The organism is Sedimentitalea sp., from assembly GCF_039973035.1.
Lineage (GTDB): Bacteria > Pseudomonadota > Alphaproteobacteria > Rhodobacterales > Rhodobacteraceae > Sedimentitalea.
Map to the genome: position 1 here is coordinate 40293 of NZ_JBDWLR010000007.1, position 22519 is coordinate 62811.

The 22519-nt window shown below is 54.1% G+C and carries 21 protein-coding genes and 2 pseudogenes; 7 read left to right on the forward strand and 16 right to left on the reverse strand.

The window, feature by feature from the left end; all coding sequences use genetic code 11:
* Positions 1-15: 15 nt before the first annotated feature.
* Positions 16-939 carry a dimethylarginine dimethylaminohydrolase family protein gene (locus tag ABJO75_RS00980; protein ID WP_348286092.1) on the forward strand — a complete coding sequence of 308 codons (924 nt, stop codon included), beginning with the start codon at positions 16-18 and terminating at the stop codon, positions 937-939.
* A gap of 157 nt (positions 940-1096) precedes the next feature.
* Here the strand turns inward: ABJO75_RS00980 and ABJO75_RS00985 are convergent, their stop codons facing one another.
* Positions 1097-1615 (reverse strand): DDE-type integrase/transposase/recombinase, encoded by a 519-nt coding sequence (locus tag ABJO75_RS00985; RefSeq protein ID WP_348432322.1) that lies wholly within the window; start codon positions 1613-1615, stop codon positions 1097-1099.
* On the opposite strand from ABJO75_RS00985, the pseudogene ABJO75_RS00990 reads away from it, so the two are divergent.
* Positions 1563-1852 (forward strand): annotated as a pseudogene (locus tag ABJO75_RS00990) (IS3 family transposase); the annotation flags it as partial. The gene ABJO75_RS00985 and the pseudogene ABJO75_RS00990 sit on opposite strands and share 53 nt — an antisense overlap.
* A 45-nt stretch (positions 1853-1897) precedes the next feature.
* Here the strand turns inward: ABJO75_RS00990 and ABJO75_RS00995 are convergent.
* Both ABJO75_RS00995 and ABJO75_RS01000 read right to left on the reverse strand, forming a co-directional pair.
* A complete protein-coding gene (locus ABJO75_RS00995) occupies positions 1898-2530 on the reverse strand; it encodes an SMC-Scp complex subunit ScpB (RefSeq protein WP_348432323.1) in 633 nt (210 codons plus the stop codon).
* Complete coding sequence (locus tag ABJO75_RS01000; protein ID WP_348432324.1) at positions 2527-3480, reverse strand: DUF1403 family protein; 954 nt, start codon at positions 3478-3480, stop codon at positions 2527-2529. The genes ABJO75_RS00995 and ABJO75_RS01000 overlap by 4 nt, the downstream gene beginning before the upstream one ends.
* A gap of 156 nt (positions 3481-3636) precedes the next feature.
* On the opposite strand from ABJO75_RS01000, the gene ABJO75_RS01005 reads away from it, so the two are divergent.
* Positions 3637-4734 (forward strand): tyrosine-type recombinase/integrase, encoded by a 1098-nt coding sequence (locus tag ABJO75_RS01005; RefSeq protein ID WP_348432325.1) that lies wholly within the window; start codon positions 3637-3639, stop codon positions 4732-4734.
* Positions 4735-4747: 13 nt separating this feature from the next.
* Here ABJO75_RS01005 and ABJO75_RS01010 read toward each other — a convergent pair whose 3' ends face one another.
* The 5 genes from ABJO75_RS01010 to ABJO75_RS01030 form a co-directional block, all read right to left on the reverse strand.
* Positions 4748-5050, reverse strand: a complete 303-nt coding sequence (locus tag ABJO75_RS01010; protein WP_348286084.1) for a HigA family addiction module antitoxin — start codon at positions 5048-5050, stop codon at positions 4748-4750.
* Positions 5040-5330, reverse strand: a complete 291-nt coding sequence (locus tag ABJO75_RS01015; RefSeq protein ID WP_348286082.1) for a type II toxin-antitoxin system RelE/ParE family toxin — start codon at positions 5328-5330, stop codon at positions 5040-5042. The genes ABJO75_RS01010 and ABJO75_RS01015 overlap by 11 nt, the downstream gene beginning before the upstream one ends.
* Positions 5331-5381: 51 nt before the next feature.
* The gene (gene repC / locus ABJO75_RS01020) at positions 5382-6692 is read right to left on the reverse strand and encodes a plasmid replication protein RepC (RefSeq protein WP_348432326.1); all 1311 of its coding nucleotides are present in this window, start codon (positions 6690-6692) and stop codon (positions 5382-5384) included.
* Between the two features lie 240 nt (positions 6693-6932).
* A complete protein-coding gene (locus ABJO75_RS01025) occupies positions 6933-7976 on the reverse strand; it encodes a replication protein (RefSeq protein WP_348432327.1) in 1044 nt (347 codons plus the stop codon).
* The gene (locus ABJO75_RS01030; protein WP_348286076.1) at positions 7973-9328 is read right to left on the reverse strand and encodes an AAA family ATPase; all 1356 of its coding nucleotides are present in this window, start codon (positions 9326-9328) and stop codon (positions 7973-7975) included. The genes ABJO75_RS01025 and ABJO75_RS01030 overlap by 4 nt, the downstream gene beginning before the upstream one ends.
* 528 nt (positions 9329-9856) lie before the next feature.
* Here ABJO75_RS01030 and ABJO75_RS01035 point away from each other — a divergent pair.
* A pseudogene (locus tag ABJO75_RS01035) lies at positions 9857-10004 on the forward strand (IS481 family transposase); the annotation flags it as partial.
* Here ABJO75_RS01035 and ABJO75_RS01040 read toward each other — a convergent pair.
* The 5 genes from ABJO75_RS01040 to ABJO75_RS01060 are packed head-to-tail and all read right to left on the reverse strand — an operon-like array spanning position 10001 to position 15899.
* Positions 10001-11038 (reverse strand): aromatic ring-hydroxylating dioxygenase subunit alpha, encoded by a 1038-nt coding sequence (locus ABJO75_RS01040; RefSeq protein WP_348286074.1) that lies wholly within the window; start codon positions 11036-11038, stop codon positions 10001-10003. The pseudogene ABJO75_RS01035 and the gene ABJO75_RS01040 overlap by 4 nt on opposite strands.
* A 3-nt stretch (positions 11039-11041) precedes the next feature.
* Positions 11042-11593, reverse strand: a complete 552-nt coding sequence (locus tag ABJO75_RS01045; protein ID WP_348412839.1) for a hypothetical protein — start codon at positions 11591-11593, stop codon at positions 11042-11044.
* Complete coding sequence (locus ABJO75_RS01050) at positions 11586-14474, reverse strand: FAD-dependent oxidoreductase (protein ID WP_348432328.1); 2889 nt, start codon at positions 14472-14474, stop codon at positions 11586-11588. Before ABJO75_RS01050 ends, ABJO75_RS01045 begins: the two co-directional genes overlap by 8 nt.
* On the reverse strand, positions 14471-14761 hold the full coding sequence (locus ABJO75_RS01055; protein WP_348432329.1) for a sarcosine oxidase subunit delta: 291 nt from the start codon (positions 14759-14761) through the stop codon (positions 14471-14473). The genes ABJO75_RS01050 and ABJO75_RS01055 overlap by 4 nt, the downstream gene beginning before the upstream one ends.
* Positions 14727-15899: an FAD-dependent oxidoreductase gene (locus tag ABJO75_RS01060; protein WP_348432330.1), complete on the reverse strand. Its 1173-nt coding sequence runs from the start codon at positions 15897-15899 to the stop codon at positions 14727-14729. Before ABJO75_RS01060 ends, ABJO75_RS01055 begins: the two co-directional genes overlap by 35 nt.
* A gap of 212 nt (positions 15900-16111) precedes the next feature.
* Between ABJO75_RS01060 and ABJO75_RS01065 the strand changes: the two genes are divergently transcribed.
* On the forward strand, positions 16112-17194 hold the full coding sequence (locus ABJO75_RS01065) for a hypothetical protein (RefSeq protein WP_348432331.1): 1083 nt from the start codon (positions 16112-16114) through the stop codon (positions 17192-17194).
* A complete protein-coding gene (locus ABJO75_RS01070) occupies positions 17195-17806 on the forward strand; it encodes a hypothetical protein (RefSeq protein WP_348432332.1) in 612 nt (203 codons plus the stop codon).
* Positions 17807-17810: 4 nt separating this feature from the next.
* On the opposite strand, the gene ABJO75_RS01075 is transcribed toward ABJO75_RS01070, so the two are convergent.
* The 3 genes from ABJO75_RS01075 to ABJO75_RS01085 all read right to left on the reverse strand — a co-directional run bounded on the left by ABJO75_RS01075 (position 17811) and on the right by ABJO75_RS01085 (position 21555).
* Entirely contained in the window at positions 17811-18464 is a 654-nt protein-coding gene (locus tag ABJO75_RS01075) for a glutathione S-transferase family protein (RefSeq protein WP_348432333.1), read from the reverse strand.
* Between the two features lies 1 nt (position 18465).
* Positions 18466-19893, reverse strand: a complete 1428-nt coding sequence (locus ABJO75_RS01080; protein ID WP_348432334.1) for a trimethylamine methyltransferase family protein — start codon at positions 19891-19893, stop codon at positions 18466-18468.
* A gap of 63 nt (positions 19894-19956) precedes the next feature.
* Complete coding sequence (locus ABJO75_RS01085) at positions 19957-21555, reverse strand: ABC transporter substrate-binding protein (protein ID WP_348432335.1); 1599 nt, start codon at positions 21553-21555, stop codon at positions 19957-19959.
* Between the two features lie 219 nt (positions 21556-21774).
* Between ABJO75_RS01085 and ABJO75_RS01090 the strand changes: the two genes are divergently transcribed.
* Positions 21775-22437: a GntR family transcriptional regulator gene (locus tag ABJO75_RS01090; RefSeq protein WP_348286054.1), complete on the forward strand. Its 663-nt coding sequence runs from the start codon at positions 21775-21777 to the stop codon at positions 22435-22437.
* The last annotated feature ends 82 nt before the right edge of the window (positions 22438-22519 follow it).

Sequence of the window (22519 nt, forward strand, 5' to 3'; positions counted from 1 at the left end):
TAGCAGGAGAACACAATGGCCCTTGATAAACACTCAGACACCTTCAGCCTTCAGCGCCGCAATCAAAACGGAAGCACGGCACCCCTAACAAACTGGGGGTTTCGCAACGAGACGGATCCGCTCACCGACGTTCTGCTTGGCTCGCCTGCGCATTTGTTTCACCGCGCAACGTCCAGTTTGTCGCGCAAGCATCTGCGCGAAGCGCCTTGCAACATTCAGGTGGCTCAGGCCCAACATGCCGAACTTGTCTCGGCCTATAAACACTTCAACGTGAATGTTCATATGCTTGAGCCTGAACCAGAACTGACCATGCAGGTCTATTCACGCGATTCCAGCGTGATGACGCCTTACGGGGCCTTCATCACGGCCATGTCACAATGGTGGCGACGCGGTGAAAACTATGCGGCCATCCGTGCCTATGAAAAGCTGGGTATCCCGATCTACGACATGGTGACAGCCGGTACTTTCGAGGGCGGCGATTTCAATGTGATCGAAGAGGGCTGCGTGCTGATCGGCTGCGGGGATGCCCGGACCAATGAGCCGGGGGCGCGTCAGGTGGCAGGGTGGTTCGAGGCTGAAGGCTGGGAAGTGCGTCTTGCCTTCATCGACGAATACTACGTCCATATTGATCTGATGGTCGTACCCATTGCCGAAAAACTGACCGCCGTGTGCCTTGCGTGTACGGAACCGGGCATCGTGGAATGGCTTGAGGCGAAGGGACATGAGATTATCGACGTGCCATTTCCACAGACTATGGCCTTGGGCTGCAACCTGATGTCGCTGGGCAATGATAAAGTGATCGCGCCAACGTCATCCACCTATCTGATTGACCAGCTGCGCGCACGCGGTTTTGAGGTCGCTGCGGTCGAAACAGCGGAGATTTCAAAAACCGGTGGTGGCATTCACTGTATGGCGCAGGCGCTTAGACGCGGTGATTGATTTGCGAACCCCAAACCAAAACAGCTGAGAACATCACATGTCGATAGCGGCTGGCGACGTATCGTCCTTCCGCTATCTGGCACACCATCAAGTGAGGTCTTGTGCTGGGTATTGCCAAGTTGTTGGCGTCAGTTTGTGAAGCTTGGCAAAGGCAGGATCATGCCACCATTTCCGCGGCGTAATCTGCCCTGAGGCTGAATGCATCGGAGCGGGCGTGGCGGTATGAAGTTGCATTCAGTTGAGAGCAACGAGGACGCAAGAGCAGGTTGATCTGGTCATGTGCGGCCAAAAACCTCTGAGCCTGCCGGTGGGATTTGAATCTGCCGAAGATCTTCTCTCGTTTACGTGTCGGCCGGTGCGACACTTCAATCGCGTTGTTCAAGCCCTTGTGCGCGCGATGGTCAGCGTTCGGGGTCAGTGTTTTGACCGGCTTGATATAGCTGCGCAGTTTGTCGGTTATGATCACCCTCGGCTCGCCAAACTGTGAAATCAATCTTTGGAAGAGGTGCTTTGCTGCTTTGGCACTGCGGCGTGTTTGCAGGAGAATATCGAGGATGTCTCCATCCGCGTCGATCGCGCCTCGCGCGGCCAACAGGTCTTCAACATCAGCCGTGCTCAGAGCTAAAGCAATGAGATCTAGATTTGTCGAAGAACACAGGTCCAGCTTTCCAGCCAATCGGTTGCGTAAGGTTCGTGGCGTCAGTACACGTGGTTTGCGTGCGTTCCGCAGCCGTCCAGCCAGCCGCAGACAGCGATCTGATTTGATCACGTTGGCCGTCTGATGCGTCAGAACGGCATATCCGTTGTGCGAACGCGCAAACACAAGGTCACAACCGATAGCGATTACAAGTTCAACATCGCGCCTAATCTGTTGGATCGTGACTTCGTGGCGGATGCACCAAACCAGAAATACACGTAAAGTCTGCTTCCACCTCCGACCAATTGAAAGCGAAGAGCCTCAGACCTGAACTGTCTGTGTCTCCTCACCCGCCTTTCCAACAGCCAATTCAAGCTCTGGAAGATCCCGCAATGTCTGCAGATCAAACGTTGCCAAAAACGTTTCCGTGGTCACGAAAGTATGCGGCGCCCCGGGCCGAGGTGACCGCGGACCTGACGCTATTAGATCCTTGAAGCGCAATCGCGCCAGTAGGTCGCGGCTGACATCTTTGCCAAAAATGTCCTTCAACCCTGCCCGGTCAATCGGTTGGTGATAGGCGATGGCGCAAAGCACGCCCATTTCTATATCAGTGAACCCGAGGGATTGATCGTCAAGATCAGCTGCCGCCTTGATTGCCTCGGCGAACTGGATCCTCGTGCGGAACATCCAGCCATGGGCGACTTGAGCCAACTCGTAGGGTCTACCGGTGAGTTCGGACTGGATGTCATCGATCAGCATCTCGACCGAGACCCCCTGCCCCACCACACGGGCGAGGTCGTGGCGGTCGACCGGCGACGCGCTGGCAAACAGCACCGCTTCGATCCGCCCCATCCACTCGCGCCAGCGTAGCTCTTGAGGCAAATCGTCGAGCTCACGATCAAAGACGGCTTCACCTTCATCCGCGGGTTTCCGTTTCCTGGTCGCCAGCGTCATGATGCGATCCCGTAAAGCCGGAAGGTCGGGCGTCCGGTCAGTTCCCGCGCCACACCAAGTTCGACAAGCCGATCGCAGAACCGCCGTGCCGCCCGGTCGGTCATCGGGAAATTCGTCCCTTGGATCATTGGGGACAGCATCGTTGAGGGCGCCACGGCATCCTCGGCGAGGAAGAGATCGACCGCTGCGTCCGATCCTTTTGCGCGGAGCCTCGGGGCGACGCTGCGAAGCGTTTCGGCACGACGGGCCAGATCCCGGGCTAGCCGTATTGTGCTCTCGATGGACTCGAGGATCCGCACTTGGACTGCCAGTTCGGCCCCCTGCCCTTCTCCGTTCAGGTTGCGCAGCGTCGCCTTTGTCAGCCGCTGCGCAGTTATCGGCAGCACCATTTTCCAGTTCAGAACCCGCGCTAAATCGATATCAGAGAGCAGACACGCCGCACGCTCCGCTCGGTCGTCGGCATCCAGAACGGAACGAAGAACAGCCACGCATCCGGCCAATGGCCCATGGGTTCGGGCCTGATCCTGTCCTGCCTTCAGCCCTGCGCCCACCTCGCCCGCGAAGCCCGCACCAGCCAAGTCGAAAATCTCGCCAGTCCCGTTCGCACGAAATCGCCCCGCATCGCGCCAAAAGGCCAAAAGATCGCCATCGGGACCCCGCGCTTCGCCTGGGGGCGTCAGGTGGTAGGCGTCGCGGATATCAGCTTCTCGCGCCAACCGCCCCTCCAGTTTCGAGGTCGCTGTGGCGGCTGTCAGGGCAAGGCGATTGGCCAGCAGTTTCACCGGCACACCATGGTTGGGGTCCGAGACCAATGTATCCAGCACGGTCAGGGCCGCCCCTGACCGAAATGCCACAGTTTCAAGGGTTTCTGCCCGCCCGGTGGTGACCCATGCGGGCAGTTTCGGTAGGGTGATCGGGTCGTCAGAGCTCACGGTTGGCTGATAGGTCATACCACAAGACTATCGCAAGGCGGCGCTTACGTCCACAATATGATGTGCAAACCGCCCCACCTTGCACCTCTTTTCTATGTCCAATAAGTTTGCATTATCGGACACTAAAATATAGACTGGGAAGCACTTCAATTTCATCGCTGAGTTCACTGGAAAATGACCATAGAGGACGAGAAACCGACGTCGTCACACTCTGATGCAGGTGATACTTCTCGGGGCGACGAGAGAGATCAAGAAAAAGGCGATGGCATCGCCCTGCCCTCTCATGTTGCAGGCTCGGGCACCCTCGATCGCCTTGCCGATACCGCGCGCGATTACGCCAAGGCCGCCACAGCCGAAAACACCAACAAGGCTTACGCGGCCGACTGGAAACACTTTGGGCGATGGTGCCGGATCAAGGGTTTGGATCTCCTGCCCCCCTCTCCCGAAATGGTTGGTCTCTATCTGGCGGACTTGGCAGCACCCGTTGGCAAGGCTCCGGCAATCACCGTCTCGACAATTGAGCGCCGCCTGTCTGGCCTTGCCTGGCACTACCAGCAGCGCGGTTTCACACTTGACCGCAAGAACCGCCACATCGTCACCGTGCTGGCCGGGATCAAACGCAAACATGGCAAGCCGCCGGTGCAGAAGGAAGCGATTCTGCGCGACGATATCCTCGCCATGGTGGCCACCCTGCCCCAAGACCTACGGGGGCTAAGAGATCGGGCAATCCTGCTCATCGGATACGCGGGAGGGTTGCGGCGTTCCGAGATCGTCAGCCTGGATGTCTACAAAGACGACACTCCGGATTCAGGCGGCTGGGTAGATATTACCGACGAAGGGGCCCTGCTGACGCTGAATGCCAAGACCGGCTGGCGCGAGGTTGAGATTGGCCGGGGATCAAGCAACCAAACCTGCCCCGTTCATGCCCTTGAGAGGTGGTTGCATTTTGCCAGGATCGATTTTGGGCCTCTGTTCGTACGCACCTCTCGTGATGGCAAGAAAGCCCTTCCCGCAAGGCTATCGGATAAGCACGTCGTGCGCCTCATTAAGCAAACCGTGTTAGACGCCGGTATCCGCTCAGACCTGCCTGAAAAAAGACGATTGGCGCTATTCTCGGGTCACTCGTTGCGCGCCGGCCTCGCGAGTTCTGCCGAAGTTGACGAACGCTATGTCCAGAAACACCTCGGCCATGCTTCAGCCGAGATGACACGCAAATATCAGCGCCGTCGGGATCGGTTCCGGATCAATCTGACCAAGGCGGCAGGTCTCTGACGCTCTTGCCCTATCAAGCCACCGCTTTCAGTTTTTGAACCTTGATGTCATCTTCATACTGCCGCGCTTGCGCCAATTCATAACTCGTCTGCATGCGAAGAAGAGTATCCGCCTTGACACCAAAGGCCTTCTCGAAGCGGATCGCCATCTCTGCGGACAATCCCGCATTGCCATTGAGCAAGCTGCTCACAGCCTGCCGGGATACACCGAAATGATCGGCCAGATCCTTGACACTGATCGACGCCGGTTCGACAATTTCTGTCTTAAGCCAGTCGCCAACATGGACCGTCAAAGACGGGTGCATCTCAAGAGCCATGATAATCCTCCAGTTCCATGTCTGTCAGAGCACCTTCGTCGTTCAACCGAAACGTCATCCGCCAGTTCTTTGTTACAGTCATCGACCAGGTTCCCTTCCGATCACCGGTCAATTGGTGAAGGCCGTAGTTTGGCGGCGTTCCGAGTTCTTCAAGGTCGGCTGCCGCGTCAATGAACGCGAGCATCTTTCCAAGCCTGCCCGTGTCACCCACCAGACCTTTCGGATTCCCTGTTTCAAAGAACCGCCGTAGACCCTTGTGGCCGATGTTCTCAATTTTCATCGTCTTACCTATCTTGCCAAACAGCGAGTGTCAAGCGTCACGTGTCGCATGTCACGCCCTGACTTCGCTCAATCGACCATAGAAACTGCGATCAAGGTGCAACTCACCGGCCTGAGCCTTTTGAATCATACCCCGCAGATATCCGCCCGGCGAGGAAACCTCCCCCAACGCATGCTTATCGTAGATCAGAGCGACCGCGGCGGCCGCAACTTCAGCCCCAAGTGCCCTCTGCGCTGTGTTCCAAGCGTGTTCTGAGATGCCGACCATCGGTCTGATCTTGGCTGCAGCCCTGTGCACGCCATTCCAATCACGGATGTAACCCTCCATACCCCGCGCCATCTCGCCAAAATGTGGACAGGTCAGCATCAGCATCGGAATATCGATGTCAGATCGCCGCCTGTTTGTGTGAGTGCTCCAATCGCCATCAAGATCCACGTCTTCCGGTTTCTCTACCTGCTCTACCGGTGGACTTTCTGGCCCAACGCCCGCCGCGTGCTGTTTTTCTGAGCTATTACTAATTACAGGTTTAGGTTCAATAGTAGTTAGTATGTGGGGTTCACCAGTGAACTCCCTGGGGTTCATATTTTGGGAATATGTGACAGCAATAGTTTCTGTTGAACCCTCCTGTGGATGCGATCTTGCGTCCGTTTCTTGCGGCCAGTCAAACGCTGCCTCGAAAGCCGCTTCTACGCGCTCTTGTAGCGCTTTGAACCAATCAACGATGTTGACCAGCTTATCAGGGCCTGTAGCGCGTTTAGGGAGTCGCTCCAGCATCAGAACAAATTCAGCCTGTAGCTCTCGCCACGGGCCTTTGAGATGGCTCTCCAGGGCTTTCTCGATCTTCGCGCGGATCACACGGCGCGTCACGGTGATTGTGTTGCGAAGTGACTTGCAGACCTGGCGCTCTTCGAGGATCTGAACGTGAAGCGCTTCGAACTCTGCTGTGCGCGCCGCCATAGGGGCGAGATCAAAGCCGTAGGCTTCCACGATGACCCCCTCATGATCCCTGTATCCATAACGTTTGCCATTCGGACTGTCTTTAAACGCGATGAGGCCCGCTTCGCAAAGCCGGCGTGCATGGCGTTTCAATGTCGCAAGGGAAAACCCTGTCTGCTCCATCAGGAAGTTGTTGGAGGCCCATACGATCGGCCGCCTGCCCTGCTCCCAGTCCTGTGGCTGCGTGACAGCTCCGAATGTATCCAAAAGCAGCAGGTCCTGAGACTTCAGTCCGATCGCAGCCGCGATCTTCTTTGCGGCAACAATAGCCTGTGATTTGGGTATAGATAGCCGTTCACCGGCTTGTGCGTGCTTTTCAGCGGCGACAAGGCCCGGTGTTGGCTTGCGCCAACCTGTATGTTTCATGAGTGTTGTTAAACCTCCATCAGTTGAATGAAGGCAAAAGGGTCCCGTTCACCAAATCGGTGTTGTTTCGTTGACTTCGTTTCGCGGGAGAGTTATCTAAGTCTTGCAACAGAAATTAGACGAGCTCTCAGGCCGCGAGGTTTGGGGGCTTTTCTTTTGCCGTTAGATCACGTGATGTTCCTTTCTGCTCTTACCTCAATAAAGGTCGAGCGCCCTTTCCTATCGTTGCAGGTGAGCGTTTCATTTCTTCGACCCATGTTCTTGTAGATAAGCTGCGATCATGTCGCCTAAGCCCTCTAGGCTGTGCTTATCCAAATCTATTCCCGCAGCGCTGACCGATAGCTTTCCACCTTGTGATGAAACAGAAAGCTTCTCTCGTCCGAACTTGCGTATGATTGTTAACTTCTTCGTCTTGGCGGTACCTTTAGCCGTCTTAACCGGACCCTTTATGAGTTCAGCAACAACTTTCTCAAGCTCTCGATGACTAAGCGCATACACATTCTTGCACGCGTGCAAGATTTCATCGCGTGCCTTAAACACCGCCTTCCCTCTCGAAACGTGGCTTTCGTGCACACCGATGATGCTCGCAAAACTAACAGCGGTTACTTTCTTGTCAGGGTTCGAAGCTTCATAACGATCAAACATCTGGCCAACTGATAGAAGGCGCTCGAAAGCACCGAGGTTTTCGCGCTCTTCATTTTCTCGGAAGCGCATAAACAGCATCTCAAACTGATCGTCTGAAACCCCTCTCTTCTCCGGCGACGCCAAAATGGCCCTGACAGGCCGACCGAGCTTCTGAGCAATGGCATGCCGTCTGCGTCCAGTGATTAGAAAAAATGGAACGCCAGCACAGTTCTCTGGATCTAGCGGATCGGGTTGCCAGTTTGGATCGACGGGCCAGATCTGAATTGGTGTGTCTTGACCATTTTGTTCAATGCTCTCGAGCAGAGAGTTGAAAGCATCCTGATCTATCCAATCATCTCGTCTATCCGTCCCAATCTCATCTTTGATTTGGGTAGGATCAAGTTCCAGCTCATGCTTTCCTTGTAGAATATGACCTACGATCTGCGCACGTTTCTCATTCAGAAGGACCTGAGTGTCACTGAGTGCTCCCGCTTTCCAAGCGCTGCCTGAGCCGCCCATCCTAGGTTTCAAACCAGTGGAAGGCGCAGGCGAGATGGTCCTAGCGTCCTGCGTAGGCTCACTTACGACGTCTTTAGGTGGGGCGTCAGCGGTTTCAGATGATTTCTTGCGTAAAACAGAGCTGCTGATCGAACGCTTCATTCTGCATCCTCTCCAAAGTCATAAAAGTCTTCCATCCAAGCGTCTGCATAACCTCTTTCCAAACCGGGCCACAGACGTGAAACCAACGCATCGTTCACAGCATCAGCGTTGTCGATAAAACGATTGATGCCTTTCTTCTTGCCGGGGGTATCTGGCTCATACTCATAGACTGATTGGTAGACGTCAGAGGCATTAGAGATGGCGTCTGAACGCAAATAGAATACGGGAAGCACTTCGTCCGGACAGTTTTCCAGCAGGTTGCTCACCTGTTTTAAATCCTGCTCATTCGTTCTTTGGACTATGGTTGGCAGCAACATGTTTGCACCTGCGCCGATATCTAATCGCTCATTCGCGAATATGTGACGCAACATAGTCAGCAGTCCCGTGACAAATGTTGAAAGGGTTGCGATGTCGAACCCCTTCATCGTTTGAGGAATGATAAGCGAAGAAGACGCTATGACGTTATTGAGTTGGAAAAGAGTAAGAGCAGGCTGATAGTCAATGATGATGCAATCAAGCGTCTCGACGAGGGCTGCATCGAGTTTTGATTTATCTACTTTCCCACCACTCAATAGCTCGTTGGGTTTAGTGACTGGGACATGCCCCACACGCCAACGATCAATTGCATCTTTCAGAAATCGATAAAACCGTTTACCTGGAATATCCGCGCGCAGAATTCTTGCAATCTGGATTTCGCCCTCAGACGTTTCACCGTGAGCTGGCAGCAATCGCACGCCCGGCCACGAAGTCTTCTTGAAGAATGTGTCAAGCGTCGGCGCATCGTAGTCCGTGAACGGTTGCTCTTCGGTTGTCTGAAACAGGCCCGCAAAATCCACCATGGTTGGAGTGTTCTCATCCGGCATGGTCGGCATCTCTTCGCCACCTACAAAATACAGCGTTATTGTACTTTGGGGGTCTGCATCCATGATACCCACACGCATGCCGTAATGCAGGCTGAGATACTGTGCGAAGTGCGCTGCTGAAAGTGACTTGGCAGTGCCACCTTTCTGGCTGGCAAAAGAAATAACCGGCAGAGGATCTTCGGGCTTGCGCCATGCGAGATACTCGTAAGGGCGTTTACCCGTACCTGCCAATAGCGCGCGAATGTGCATCAGCTCCTTAAGAGTGAAGACCCGCTCTCTACCCACGTATTGTCCAGCCGGGAAATCTTCATGATCTTTCGCCAGCTTTGTGAGATGCTGATGACTAACATTGAGAAACCGTGCACACTGACGCATTGACCAAGAGCGCTTGATGCGATCTCGCATCGTGAGCTCTTTGTTGACAGACACCATGGTCTTATCGAGCCCTCTGGAGAGCTCTTGCAAAAACTGTTCTAGATTACCGCTCATGTCGTATTCCGCTTTTCCGATTCTCTTATGGATTCGGCTCGCACATGAACTAGCACGTTTTTCGGTGATTTGTACAGATACCGTACGCACATCGTAATTTCGCGCACGTTTTGAAGCTGTATACGACGCCATCGACCATCTTGCACGCGTGCAAGATTTCGAAATTCCTAACCTTCCACTGACGTCAGATCACTTCAAACGATAACAGTGCCACTCACGAATGGAAGTATTTTTCATGCAGAACAAACGATGTTCAATGCGAATTGCCGTCCGGCATTATTGCTGATGCACCGTCAATCTTGCACGCGTGCAAGAAACTAAGATTATACATTGTTCGCCTTGCTGGCTGTTGGGGTGATTGAAATCACCTTGCAAGGCAACAGACCCATGGTCCACCACCGGGCGCAGTCGGGTATAAGACACAGCCAGACGAAACGCTTCAGCCAGCTTTGACCTGAACAAGCGCGCAACGTTCTCCAACGAGGCTGAGCCTCCCCCTTTGAAGTGGTCAGCCGCATACATCGCGGCGACATCCTTGACGCCTACACTTACGCGCACCGTCTCAAAAAAACTCAGCGGTCTCACGCCTTACGCATACATTTGCAAAAACTGGACTTCCGAGCAGGATCGATTCATCTTAAATCCGATCCACCAGATGCCGGGGCTGAACACCTAGGCTTCCTGATTTGAGTTTTCTTCTGCTGCAATCAGTTTTTGCAACCGCCTGCGGAACAGCAACGGTCCTGCATCAATTGCGATATCTACGTTTCGGGTGATCTTATCTCTCATGCCCTTTTGGACTTCGACCAAAATCTCGCGATCTTCGTTGAAGGCGTGCATGACCGACTCGCTCATGTAATTGGACACTTCCTCATCATTGGGGCTCACATTGCGAACCTGAAACCAAAAATAGCGCGTGGTATCCTCATCGATAGGGGTCATGAAGTTATAACTGTCCATCTGGAAATACTGACCTTCGGGCAGGTTATTTGCATCGCCGCCCGATCCAGCGGGGACAAAGATCGCCTTGATGTAGGCCAGTGAAGGATAGCGGACTTCGTAGTGCTGTTCGCGGTCACAATTGCCCTCGAACGGGACCAGGCGTTTATAAAACGGGGCTACCTCAGTGTCATACATCCAGCGCGATACGATCACCCCGTTGTCGGTTCCGGTGATGGTGAGCGGTTCCTCTTCGCAAGCGGCGGTGCCGAACGAGGACTGGTGAACCCATGCAACATGGCTGGGATCAAGAAGGTTGTCGGTAATATAAAGGTAGTTACAAGCGAACGGAATTGCGTCACCTCGATTGATGCCCCATTCAGGATCATCAAAATGTTCGATATGGAAAATCTTGTCAGGGTCAGCCAAGGCAGGATCGCCCATCCATATCCATACGAGATCGTAGCGGCTTACCACAGGGTATGAATGTACATTTGTCGCGGCCGGAATGCGATCCTGGCCGGGAACGCGTACGCATGTTCCCGTGCAATCAAACGTCAGGCCGTGATAGCCACATTCGATGTGGTCACCTTTGATGCGACCTTTGGAAAGGGGCAATTTGCGATGAGGGCAGGCGTCCATCAGGGCGATGGGTTCACCAGCTTGGCTGCGGAAAACGACAATCTTCTCACCAAGGACTTTGATCTGTTTTGGCTCACGGGTGACTTCGGTATCCCATGCAGCGACATACCATGTGTTTCTGAGATACATTTTCTATCCTCTTCTGTTGGGGGCAGTGGGGGCCACCGAACGTAGATTTTGCGTTGAATTTGTCGGGTCATGGCGCAGCGCTAAACTGCGCATGTGGTCGCAGAACGATTGCGCCAAACTGCGGGCCACCACGATATGGATGTCGCGTGTACTTTCCCACCACAAGACCGCAGAATAATGCCCAATTTGAGTGCGCACGACACGGGCACTGCGCACGGCGGCATCATGCAGATCGGTCGTACAATAGTTCGCCAGAAAATGCAGGGCCTCGACGCCTCTAAGGCGCATGTGCGTTTGCGCATCACTGATATCGACGCAACTGTGCCCGCTTTGCGGAGGTGTGCCCGAGACCCAAAGGGTTTCAGGCCATAACCGCAGCCAGATACCCTGAGGCCCGGAAATGCGTTGGCCAAATGGAACCAATTCATCAAGGTCCGATGAAGGGATATGCACAGCACTTAAAGGGATGAATTCTTCGTCTAACCGGAGCCCTAGAGGGCCAGTCAGGTAACCATCAGCATCAGTTGCAGATGTGCGGCGTAAGACATCATGCATGGAGGCGCCCCCCGTTTGGATCATAGGCGCACGAAGGGCTGACACGCACGCGAACAGAGCGGTTTTCGACCGGAGAGTGCGCCCAAAGAATTTCATTCATGCGGTTTGACCCGTTCATTAAGAAAGCCAAAGCAATCGGATGCCCTAGCGTTGATTCGTGAACGGAAGCCGTCAGATAGCCTAACGAAACACCGCTATTATCCTCGAACAGCGGGGCGTCACTCAGATGGGCTGCGAATGGAATGGGCGTGGTCCCGTCTTCGGGAACCAGCCCGACAAGTTCGCCGCGCCCTTCAGCCTGTAGCGCAGAGCGTTGCAGTAAGGCGTGCCCGATAAAATCCTTTTTTGACGAAACCATCCCGCCCATGCCTAAATCCTTAGGCGTGCGTCGGCCGTCGATCTCTGTTCCAACCGAAAGGTGACCTTTTTCAATCCGCAACACGTCGAGGGTTTCAAGGCCGTACGGGGTGATGTCCCAAGCGGCACCTTGCTTCATGACGCGTTCCATCAACGCCTCGGCATATCCAGCAGGAGTGGCGATTTCAAAACTGAGCTCGCCAGAGAAACTGACCGAAAATGTGCGTACGGGCAGGGCACCTTCCAACGTGCCTTCGCGCACGGCCGCGAATGGAAAACTGTCGCTGTCGGTTTTGAAGTCGGGGCTGAGGGCCGCCAGCAACTTGCGCGCGTTTGGCCCTGCAATCGCAAGCGTCGCCCAATGGTCGGTTACGTCCGTCAGATCCACATTCATATCTGGCCAGTCGACCTGCAGCAGCTTTTGCATGTGACGCCAGACAGAAGAGGTATTTGCGGTTGTGGCGGTGACCAGATAGTGATTTTCGCCAAGACGTGTGATGGTGCCGTCGTCAAACACAATCCCGTCTTCACGCAGCATCAAACCATAACGCAGGCGCCCTGTTTTGATCGTTGCGAAGTTGTTGCAGTAGAGGCGTGACAGGAACTCCAGCGCGTCTGGACCCTGAACATCAAATTTTCCCAATGTGGACATGTCCACGCAGCCTAAACTGTTGCGCACCGCGCGGCATTCACGCTTGATTGCTTGAGCCATTGTTTCTGCACCCTGCGGGAAATGGCGCGAATAGAGCCAATCACCGGATGTTTGAAAAACACACCCCAATTTCTCAAAGCTTCGATGAAACGGGGTGCGACGAACAGGCGTCATTTCAACCCCAACATCCGCGCCCACCAACGCCCCAATGGAAACTGGCGAATAGGGGGGCCGGTAGGTTGTGTGCCCAATCGCTTCGGCGGGCTTACCGGTCAATGCGGCAATTTCCAGCAGGCCGTTGGTCCAACTTGTTTTGCCTTGGTCCGTACCCATTCCAAGCGTGGTGTAGCGTTTGGTGAGCTCGATATTGTCATAGCCTTCGCTTTGGGCCTGCCTGATATCCCTGCGTGTGACGTCGTTTTGCAAATCAACAAACGCTTTGCCTTGGTCGGAATTAAACGTTGTTCCGGTATGGGACGTTGGTGTGGGGCGCGGCAGGTCTAAATGCCTGTGCAACTCCAGCTCGGCCATAGCCCGATGCGCGGCCGCTTTGCCGTCCTCGATGCACATTGACAGGTCAAGCACCCCGCGCGCACCGCCAACGGGTTGCATGAGTTTCAGTCCACCGGCATCTGCGGGCAACAAGCTTTGCGTTGCTGCGTTGAACGCCAGGCGCTGATCTTTTTGTGCAAAAAGATGTGCAGTTGGCATCCAGCCTGCTGAAACACAAAGCAGGTCGCAGACGACGCGTCTGCGTTTGCCTATCTTGTTGCGATAGGACACGGTGCGTAAATGCAGCCGGCCTGTGGTGCCAAGCAGCGTTTCACCGTCTTCCAGTACGCCCTGGACCTCGATCCCGGCGGTGTGCAAAGCGGCAACCGTATCTTCACGTTCTTGCGGATCAGCCACTGCCACAACCGCGCTCGCACCCGGTGCGACGCCAAAGCGGCGAATGTAAGTGCGCACAGCATTTGCAAGCATCACACCCGGGCGATCATTTCCGGGGAAAACGACCGGGCGTTCGATTGCACCCGCGGCTAGGATAATCCGGCGTGCGCGAATTTTCCAAAAGATTGCTTTGGTTGCGTTATCGTCTTGGGGTGTTTCAACCGCTTGCACATATTCATGGTCGTATTGACCAAAGGCCAACGTATTTGCCATCACGGTGACATTGGACAATTCCCGCAATGCAGCAACAGCGTCTACGGCCCAATCGGGTGCGGGCTGACCTTGCAGCTGATCGCTGCTCGTCAGCGCCGAACCACCCAATGCCTGATCTTGTTCAACTAAAATGACGGTGGCCCCGGCCTGAGCTGCGGTAGTTGCGGCTGATAATCCTGCGGCACCACTGCCGATGACAAGCACATCACAGAATTTGCGGCGCTTGTCATACTGGGCGGGGTTCGCCGATGTATCTGCCTCGCCATGTCCGGCAGCACGGCGAATGATACGGGCATAGGTTTTGTGCCATGCCTTGCGCGGCCACATGAACGTTTTGTAGTAAAATCCAGGTCCTAACAGCCCACTGAACAACTGCATCAGCGCCCCTGCATCGCGGTCGAGTCGTGGCCAGTTGTTCTGACTGGTGACCTGCAAGCCGTCGCGCAATGGAACTTCTGTTACCTTCAGATTTGGCGTTCGGCCAGAGGTGTCTGTTACAGTAACCAACGCCGAGGGCTCTTCTAGTCCGGCAGACAGAATGCCGCGCGGGCGATGGTATTTGATTGAACGCGCAACCAGATGTTGCCCGTTTGCCAGCAATGCAGACGCAAGCGTATCACCAGGATGGCCCTGCATCGATTGCCCATCAAAGGTAAAGTCTATGATGCGGGTGCGATCAATCTGGCCGCCGATGGATAAACGGTTCGTCATGGCGCATCCGAGAATTGATGTGAAAGGGTGTCTCGAGTAACGGTGATCCAAGTTTCACATCCGCCACTATGAAACCAAAGCTCTTCTATCGGCCCGCGCGGGTTTGTGCGTTGATGCAATGCAATTTGCCAATCTTGGACTGTGGTTTTGCCATCTAGTGCGGGTTGCGCGCGCGTGGCCCCGCCGTAGACAAATTCGCTTTCGTCGCGTGGGCCACAATGAGGGCAGGGGATCAACAGCATAACATCCTCCCTAATGCAGCCAAGGATAGGGGCCGATACCGGCATCGTCTTGCGCCGCGCCTGTTTCAAATCGACTTGGTGCGAAAGGAGCGAGAAGGTCGGGCATATTGCCCGTGGCCAAAAGGTCGGCCATGCACCAACCTACAGCTGGCGTCGCCTTGAAGCCAGCATAGCCCCAGCCGCCGTTGATCATCAGCCCTTCAATAGGTGTGCGCCCGACCAATGCGTTTCCGTCCATCGCGATGTCCGCAGTCCCAGACCAGTGGCGCATCAGACGCAAACGCGACAGGAACGGAAACATTTGAACGGCGCGGGCAAGCACATCTTCAATCCGTTCAAACGAACCGCGCTTCGCAAAGGAATTATACCCATCCGTGGCACCACCCAGTACGAATTCACCTTTGTCTGTTTGACTGATATAGGACAGGCCTGCATTGTAATTCAAAACTGTGTCCAACGCGGGCTTGATAGGTTCTGTGACAAAGGCCTGTACGTTGATTGAATCGATGGGCAGCGTGAGACCTGCCAATTCCGCGACAGCAGAGCTTTGTCCCGCGACCGTGATAAGGGCCTGCTTACAAGCGATGCGGCCTCGGGGCGTTTCTACGCCATGTATTTTGCCACCTGACACATGAATTTCAGTCACAGGACAGTTCTGGAATATGTGAATGCCCGCAGCAGATGCCCGTCGGGCAAAACCCCATGCGACGGCATCATGGCGTACTACGCCGCCAGCCTCTTGAACCAAAGCACCTGAAATTGGGAAACGCTTGCCAGCGCGTAAGTCCAATTCGGGGACGCGCTGTTGAAGCGCATCACAGTCCAAAATTTGGGCATCTCCACCGCCCATAATCATGGCATTCGCGCGCACGGTGAAATGTTCCAACTCGCCATCTGAGTGCGCAAGATCGACGTAGCCGCGCGGCTCATACATGATGTTGAAATTCAGATCCTGACTGAGATCCGACCAAAGCTTTAGCGCGAAATTTTTCAGCGCGAAGCTGGCATTCAGCAAATAATCCGAACGGACAATCGTGGTGTTGCGTGCGGTGTTTCCGCCTCCGATCCAGCCCGCTTCAACCACGGCGATGTTCGTAATCCCATGGTTAGCAGCAAGGTAATGCGCCGTGGCCAACCCATGTCCGCCGCCGCCAATAATCACGATGTCATAGGTCGGACTCATTTCTGGAGTCGCAACAAACGCGGGCCAATTGCGGTTGCGACGTAGCGCTTGTGTAAGGAGGGAAACCCCCGAATAACGCATCTCTGACTCCAAAGCGAAAACTGTGATCACAGTTAGATCAGAAGCATTCCGTTGGCAAGGGTCAGTTTCGCATTGATCTGTGATCACAGTTTAGTCATAGTGAGGTATTGTCTAGATCACAGGAGGCCGGAATGCCCGAATTCACCTTGGACGAACTAGAGCCGGGCGCCCGTAATTTGCTCATAAATTGTGCTGGGGCACAGCCGGGTGACAAAGTTCTGCTTGTCGGCGAACAAGGCGAGAATTTGTATTTTGAGCCTGAGCTATGCCGTGATGTCGCGCTGATTGCAGAAAGTCTTGGCATGAGGCCCACGGTTATTCTGGCTAAGCCTGTCAAAAACGCAGCCGAATTTCCTGACAACGTGCGTCACGAAATGGAGATTGCTGATCAGATCATCTTTTTCTCGCGTCTGGGGGACCAAGTCAGGTTTTCACTGGATGCCGGAAACAAGAAAACGGTGATGACATACACTCTGGACCGCTCTTACCTCGCATCGCCGTTTGCATCTGCGGATTTCACGATGATGAAACGCATGCACGATGCTTTGTTGGATGTCGTTCTTAATGCAAAGAGCTATACGATCACGGCTGCCAACGGAACAAACCTACATGGAAAGATACATGCAATCGGGAAAGACGCAGTATCAGAGTTCGCGCTTGAACTGTTTCCAGTCATGATCTTTCCTCCGGTCAACTGCTATCAGCTGAATGGTAAGCTGGTGATTGATCATTTTGTCACGTCTAGCTCAACCAATGCCTATGAAGGCAGCACATTGGTGATGGACAGCCCGGTGATGGTAACGGTGGTCGATAGCCGGATCACTGACTTTAAGGGACCAGATGATCTGGTTGAGAAGTTCAAAGTGCAACTGATAAAGGCTGCGGCTGTGACAGGGGGCGATCCGTACCTGATCAATTCGTGGCACACTGGGATCAATCCAAATACCTACTACAAGGGCGACCCCTATGGCGACTTGGAGCTTTGGGGCACAGTTGCCTATGGATCTCCGCGATACACACACATCCACGCCGCAGGAATTGATCCCGGAGACGCGGCTTTCCATTTTATGGACGCTACCATTGCATTTGATGGTCAAGTTTTGTGGGATGAAGGACGATTTGTTTTTATAGACAGGCCGGAAATTCAAGCCATGATGAACATAGACCAACGCGCGCTGCTGAACTCGGCTGTGCGCCACAGCATCGGGATGTAGATGAGCGAAAACAAAACCAATCCAATAGCGTGGGTGGACGTCACGACACAGGATGCAGCGACTGGTGAATTGGCTGCTGCCTACGATGCGGTGAAAGGTCCGGATGGACGTGTCGAAAACCTGTATCTCGCGATGTCACAAACGCCAAAGGCGATTGTCCCTGCGGACGCGCATTATTTGGCGTTGCTACACAACCCTGACAATCCGTTGAAACCGGCGCTGGCTGAATTTATCTCAACCTACGTCGCGATCCTTTGCGGCAGCGCATATGCAGTGGCGAACCACGGCGAGAATTTCTGCCATTACATGAATGACCGTCCGCTTGCAGACAAAATGCTAGCTTCGCTGCACGACGAGACTTGGCCTGTTACGCTGCAAGACCCGGGCTTCCTCGCGGCTGTTCGTTACGCTCAGAAACTGTCTCTGACCCCACAAGACATGAACGCAAAGGATGTCGAAATCCTGCGCGATGCTGGATTTTGCGACAAGGGCATTTCCTATATCATCCAACTGGTCGCATCGTTCGCCTATTGGGCTCGGATGATCAACGGATTGGGAACGCAGCTTGGTGCAGACGTTGGCTTGACCCAAACGCCGCATCCTTCCCAGTAGCGCCTTAAGCCTTTTGTTGAAGCCGTTCACGTTCAGCGGCATGTTGGGCAACCATCCGTTGCGTCGCTGGTAGTGCGTAAATCGCGTCACGTTGACGGGCGATGTTTGGATAACGGGTAATGTCCTGATCAGGAAAGATCACATCCCAAATGGTTTGTGTCGCGAGGATGAAGTCGGGCACAGTTGGCGTGTCGCCAAAGAAATACGGCCCATTTTCCAACGCGCTTTCGAGTGTCGCAAAAACGCCTTCTAACCGTTCCATCGATGCCGCCTTGAGGCGCGCCTGATCACCTGTATCAGCAAAGTAGAATTCAGGATGGAACTGGATGATCACATCGGGCTGCAATGTGGTGGCGAGGTAGAGAAGCCATTGCAAAAACACCCCGCGTCGGGGATCACCTTGCGGTATCGACAAGCCAGAGTCCGGGTGTTTTTCCGCAACATAGAGCGCCACTGCACCGGTCTCGAAAACCGGCCCATCCGGCCCCAACAGGGCCGGTGTGCGGCAATGGGGGCTGGCAGCCAAAAATGCCGGATCAGGGGCCGCTTGGAAAAGTTCGACCCAGTGCGGGGCATAGTCGGCACCGACATGTTCAAGGATCGCATGTGCAGACATCGCATAGGTGTCCGGTGCGCAGAACAAAGTGTATTCGGTCATTTCATGAGCCTTGCATCAGTGTCAGTGTTTTCTCTTTTAGACGCGCAGACATATCAAGCGCATCAGATTCCTGCCAGTTCTCCAGCCCCTCGCGTTGGAAAAGCTCCGGTATCCACATTTCGGTCTGATACCGATCCAACGTATGTTGGTCTGTCAAAAAACTGTTATCCAAGGCAGCTCGCGTCACAACCTCGGTTGCGATGGTTTCTTTGGTGACAAGGATGCCGGCGCTGAACCTGCTTGCCATCGCGGCCATTTCATCGCACGCAACCAGCATTTCCATCGACCCCGTTCGCCCGCTGGACAGGACGCCAAGGTTATGTGTCAAAGCGGTTGATGAAACACTGGTCCCATGAAGGCTCGCGCTCACTTCGGCAAATGCTTGCGGGCCAATATCATGCGCATCGGTACAGCCCGACCCTACCCAGCTGGGAATGCCAAGATAGTCAAAAATATCTGCCGCCCCCAAGCCCGCCAAAGTATATTCTGGTGATCCAATCGCCATGTCAGCGCGACGCATGTCCATTGGCATCACGGACGACCCTGACATGACGGGCGCACCTGGCGACACCAGTTGGCTTAGTACAATCCCGGCAAGTGATTCTGCCGTTGCTTGGGTGATTGCCCCCGCCAGAGTGAGGGGGCAGGCCATGCCGGGGAAAATCGCGGGATAACATACAACGGGCAGATGCAATTGCGCGGCCATGATCAAGCGCTGGCATGTTTCCTCACCCAGCTTCATGGGCGAAATCGGGCCGATAAGATCCAGCCCAATTGGCTTGTCAGCCAGCGCGGTCATACCCCCAACCCGCTGTCCCATTTCTTCCCAGATGGCGCGGACACCATGTTCATCATGGCCTGTGAAAAAAATCGGTTTTCGGGTTGTGTTCAGCAGGGCACGCGCACTTGCCAATGCTTCATCTTCGGCACCAATGTCGCTGGGATATCCAAGCGATGCGGCCATGTCGATGTGTGGCAACGCGTCTTGAAGCCGACCATGATCAGAAATGTCTGAAAGTACGCAAGGGCGATAGATATCAGTACGCGGGTCAAGAACTTGGACACAATTTACGGCAGTGCCAAAGCGAGGCGTCTTATCATCAGTGGCAAAAGCGAGATGTCCGTCTTGGTTAAAGAACTCGATACGGCGCGGGATGGTTTCCATGGTGCGTCGGACCAATTCGGGGGGGTAATACGTCCTGTGCCCATCTTCGCGGCACCCGCCGTCTACCAGAATTTGACGCGCCTGCGGGTCGTCGACTTGCATGCCCAAATTGCCAAGTAGATCTAAAACCCCTGAGAAGATCATCTCGGCGGAATCTGCATCAATTGTTCTTAATTGGTTGCGCCGCTCATGGCGTTGAACAGGAACAGACCCTGCGCGATCTTGCGCAGCCTTGCGGCCCCGAGAATGTGCACGTCTCGCCATTGCGCGTTCCTCAAGAAAAAGAGGCCGGCATGAATGCCGGCCTCATTCACTTTGGGTTGGAGCTTAGCTGTCGATCCAAGCCGTCCGCTGTGCTTGATAGAAACCCAATGGACCAGACCCGTGTGGGGTGATGCCCTGAACTTCGTTCGCGGCAGCGTCAACAAAGTTGCGGAAGCCAAGCGTCGCGTGGCCACCGTCATCGTGCAACATCAACTGCATTTCGTCGTAAAGCTCTTTGCGTTTCGCGAAATCAAGGGTGCCACGCGCTTCAAGCAGAAGCTTTTCAAAGGTGTCATTCTTCCAGAGTGTCTCATTCCAACCGGAAGCCTTGGAAAATGCGATCGAGAAGATCAAATCCGGCACCGGGCGGGGATCCCAGCCGGATGTGATCATTGGCTTTTGGATCCAAACAGCTGACCAGAAACTGTCAGCAGGCGGATTGATTACATTCAGATCGATCCCCGCCGCTTTTGCGCTTTGCTGCAGGTGTTGTGCTGCTGCCAATGCACCTGTACCGGCGACATCCGAACCGTAGATGTCAATCGGGGTATTCTCCAAACCGGCCTTCTTGATGTGGAAGCGCGCTTTTTCTGGATCGTAGACGCGTTGTGGAATGTCGGCGTTGTAATAGGGGTCAATGGGCGAAATCGGGTGATCGTTGCCGACAGTACCCAGTCCCTTAAGGATGTTGTCCCGAATACCTTCACGATCGATTGCGTGCTTGATGGCAAGACGGAAATCAGGATTGTTTGTCGGTTCACGGTCCAGCATCATCGCGAGGTTTAGGAACGCGCCACTTGGTGCGTTGATAACGTAGGACGATCCGCTGTTTTCGATTAGCCGTGTTGCTTTTTGGTCCAGTTGCAACAGGACATTAATGTCCCCTGCAATCAACGCATTGATACGTGAGGTGTTGTCGGCAATCCCGATGAATTCCACCTCGTCAACATAGGGACCATCACTGCCCCAATAGTTGTCGTTGCGTTCAAACACATAGCGACTGCCCGGTGTAAATTCGACGACCTTGAATGGTCCCAGACCCGTGGGCTTGCCAGTGAAATCTTCCAAGCCCGCCTTAGTCATATGCACGCGCGTATCGCTCAGCACCATCGGGAAGTCCGCATTTGATGCGGCAAGATTGAAACGAACTTGATGTTCGCTCAACTTGTCCATGCTGGTGATTTGGCTCAGAAATGATTTTGCGGGCGCTTCTGAATCTTCGCGGGTGTAACGGGTGATTGCGTAAATCACATCGTCAGCGCCGAACTTTGATCCGTCGTGGAATTCCACGTCGTCGCGCAGATCGAACACCCAAGACGAAGCGTCAGCGTTGGATTCCCAACTGGTGGCCAACCATGGTTGGGCTTTTAGTTCTGCGTCCCGGTTCACCAGCACGTCATGTACGGAATATCCCATCTGGATATTCGCGGTGCTGAAGTATTTCCCGGGGTCTAAAGTGTCCTGTGCTTGGGCGGCTTCGATACCAATAGCCAACCGTCCACCTTTTTTCGGTGTGGCCGCTGAGGCCCGCTTGGCGGTCATCCCAGTGATCACACTGGCCGTCGCACCGGCTGCAGCCATCGTACCCATAAATTTCCGTCGCGAAATTTTGTTGGCTACATACTGGCCGAAAAGGTAGTCGTTGAATTCGTCGTCTGACATTCGCATTTCTCCCTTGCATGGTGATCCAGAAAGTCTGCCCTCTGACGACTTTTCTTGCCCATTTTTGGCTTGCTGTCACCTTGTGATCTCTAACTGTGATCACAGTCAAAATCCAAAAGCAAGTCCTTTGATCCGCTCGCGATGCTGGTGAAGTTGCCTTTTCACAAGAAGATGTACTAGGTTCAGCGCTTACACAAATTGAAGCAGGCACCCAGAAAAATGAATGACCCAGAGAGCACAGGGGATGATCTGTCAGAAAATCTGAGCAGTAAAATCTATTCTGGGTTGCGCATGGAACTCATTGTCGGCGACCTAAAGCCCGCCGCGAAACTATCGATCCGAAAGTTGGCGGAAAAGTTTGGTGTCAGCGCAATGCCGGTGCGCGAAGCGTTACGTCAGCTCGCTACCGAACACGCTTTGATTGGTGCCAAAAAGAAAGCGTACCGGGTTCCCGACCTTAGGTCTGCTGAAGCATCAAACCTGTTTTTTGTGCGTGCTGTTTTGGAGGGCGCTGCCGCTGAGATCGCAGCACAGCGGGTCAACAATCAAGATCTAGAAATCTTGGAGCGCTTTGCTAACGAGATGGAAATCGCGTGGCAGAAGCAGGACGCAAGTTCATTTCTTGCGAGTAACTTCCGATTGCACTCCCATGTCTATTCACTGACCGGAAACCACGCACTGCAGTCGATGATCGAGTCACTTTACGTGCGAACAGGCCCTTGGCTGGCGCATGGTATCGTCAATTTGGTCAATCCAGACAATTGGATGGGTGAGCATTTGGAGATTATTGATGCGCTGCGAAGAAGGGATGGCGCTGCGGCGCGGCGTCTTATGGAAGAAGATGCAGAATGGGGTGTGCATCTTTACAATCGGATAGGCTGAAGCAGACGGTTGGTCACTTTATCGCACATTTTACTTGCTATTTCTAAAAACTGTGATCACAGTTGGCTGATCTCCAGTGCGT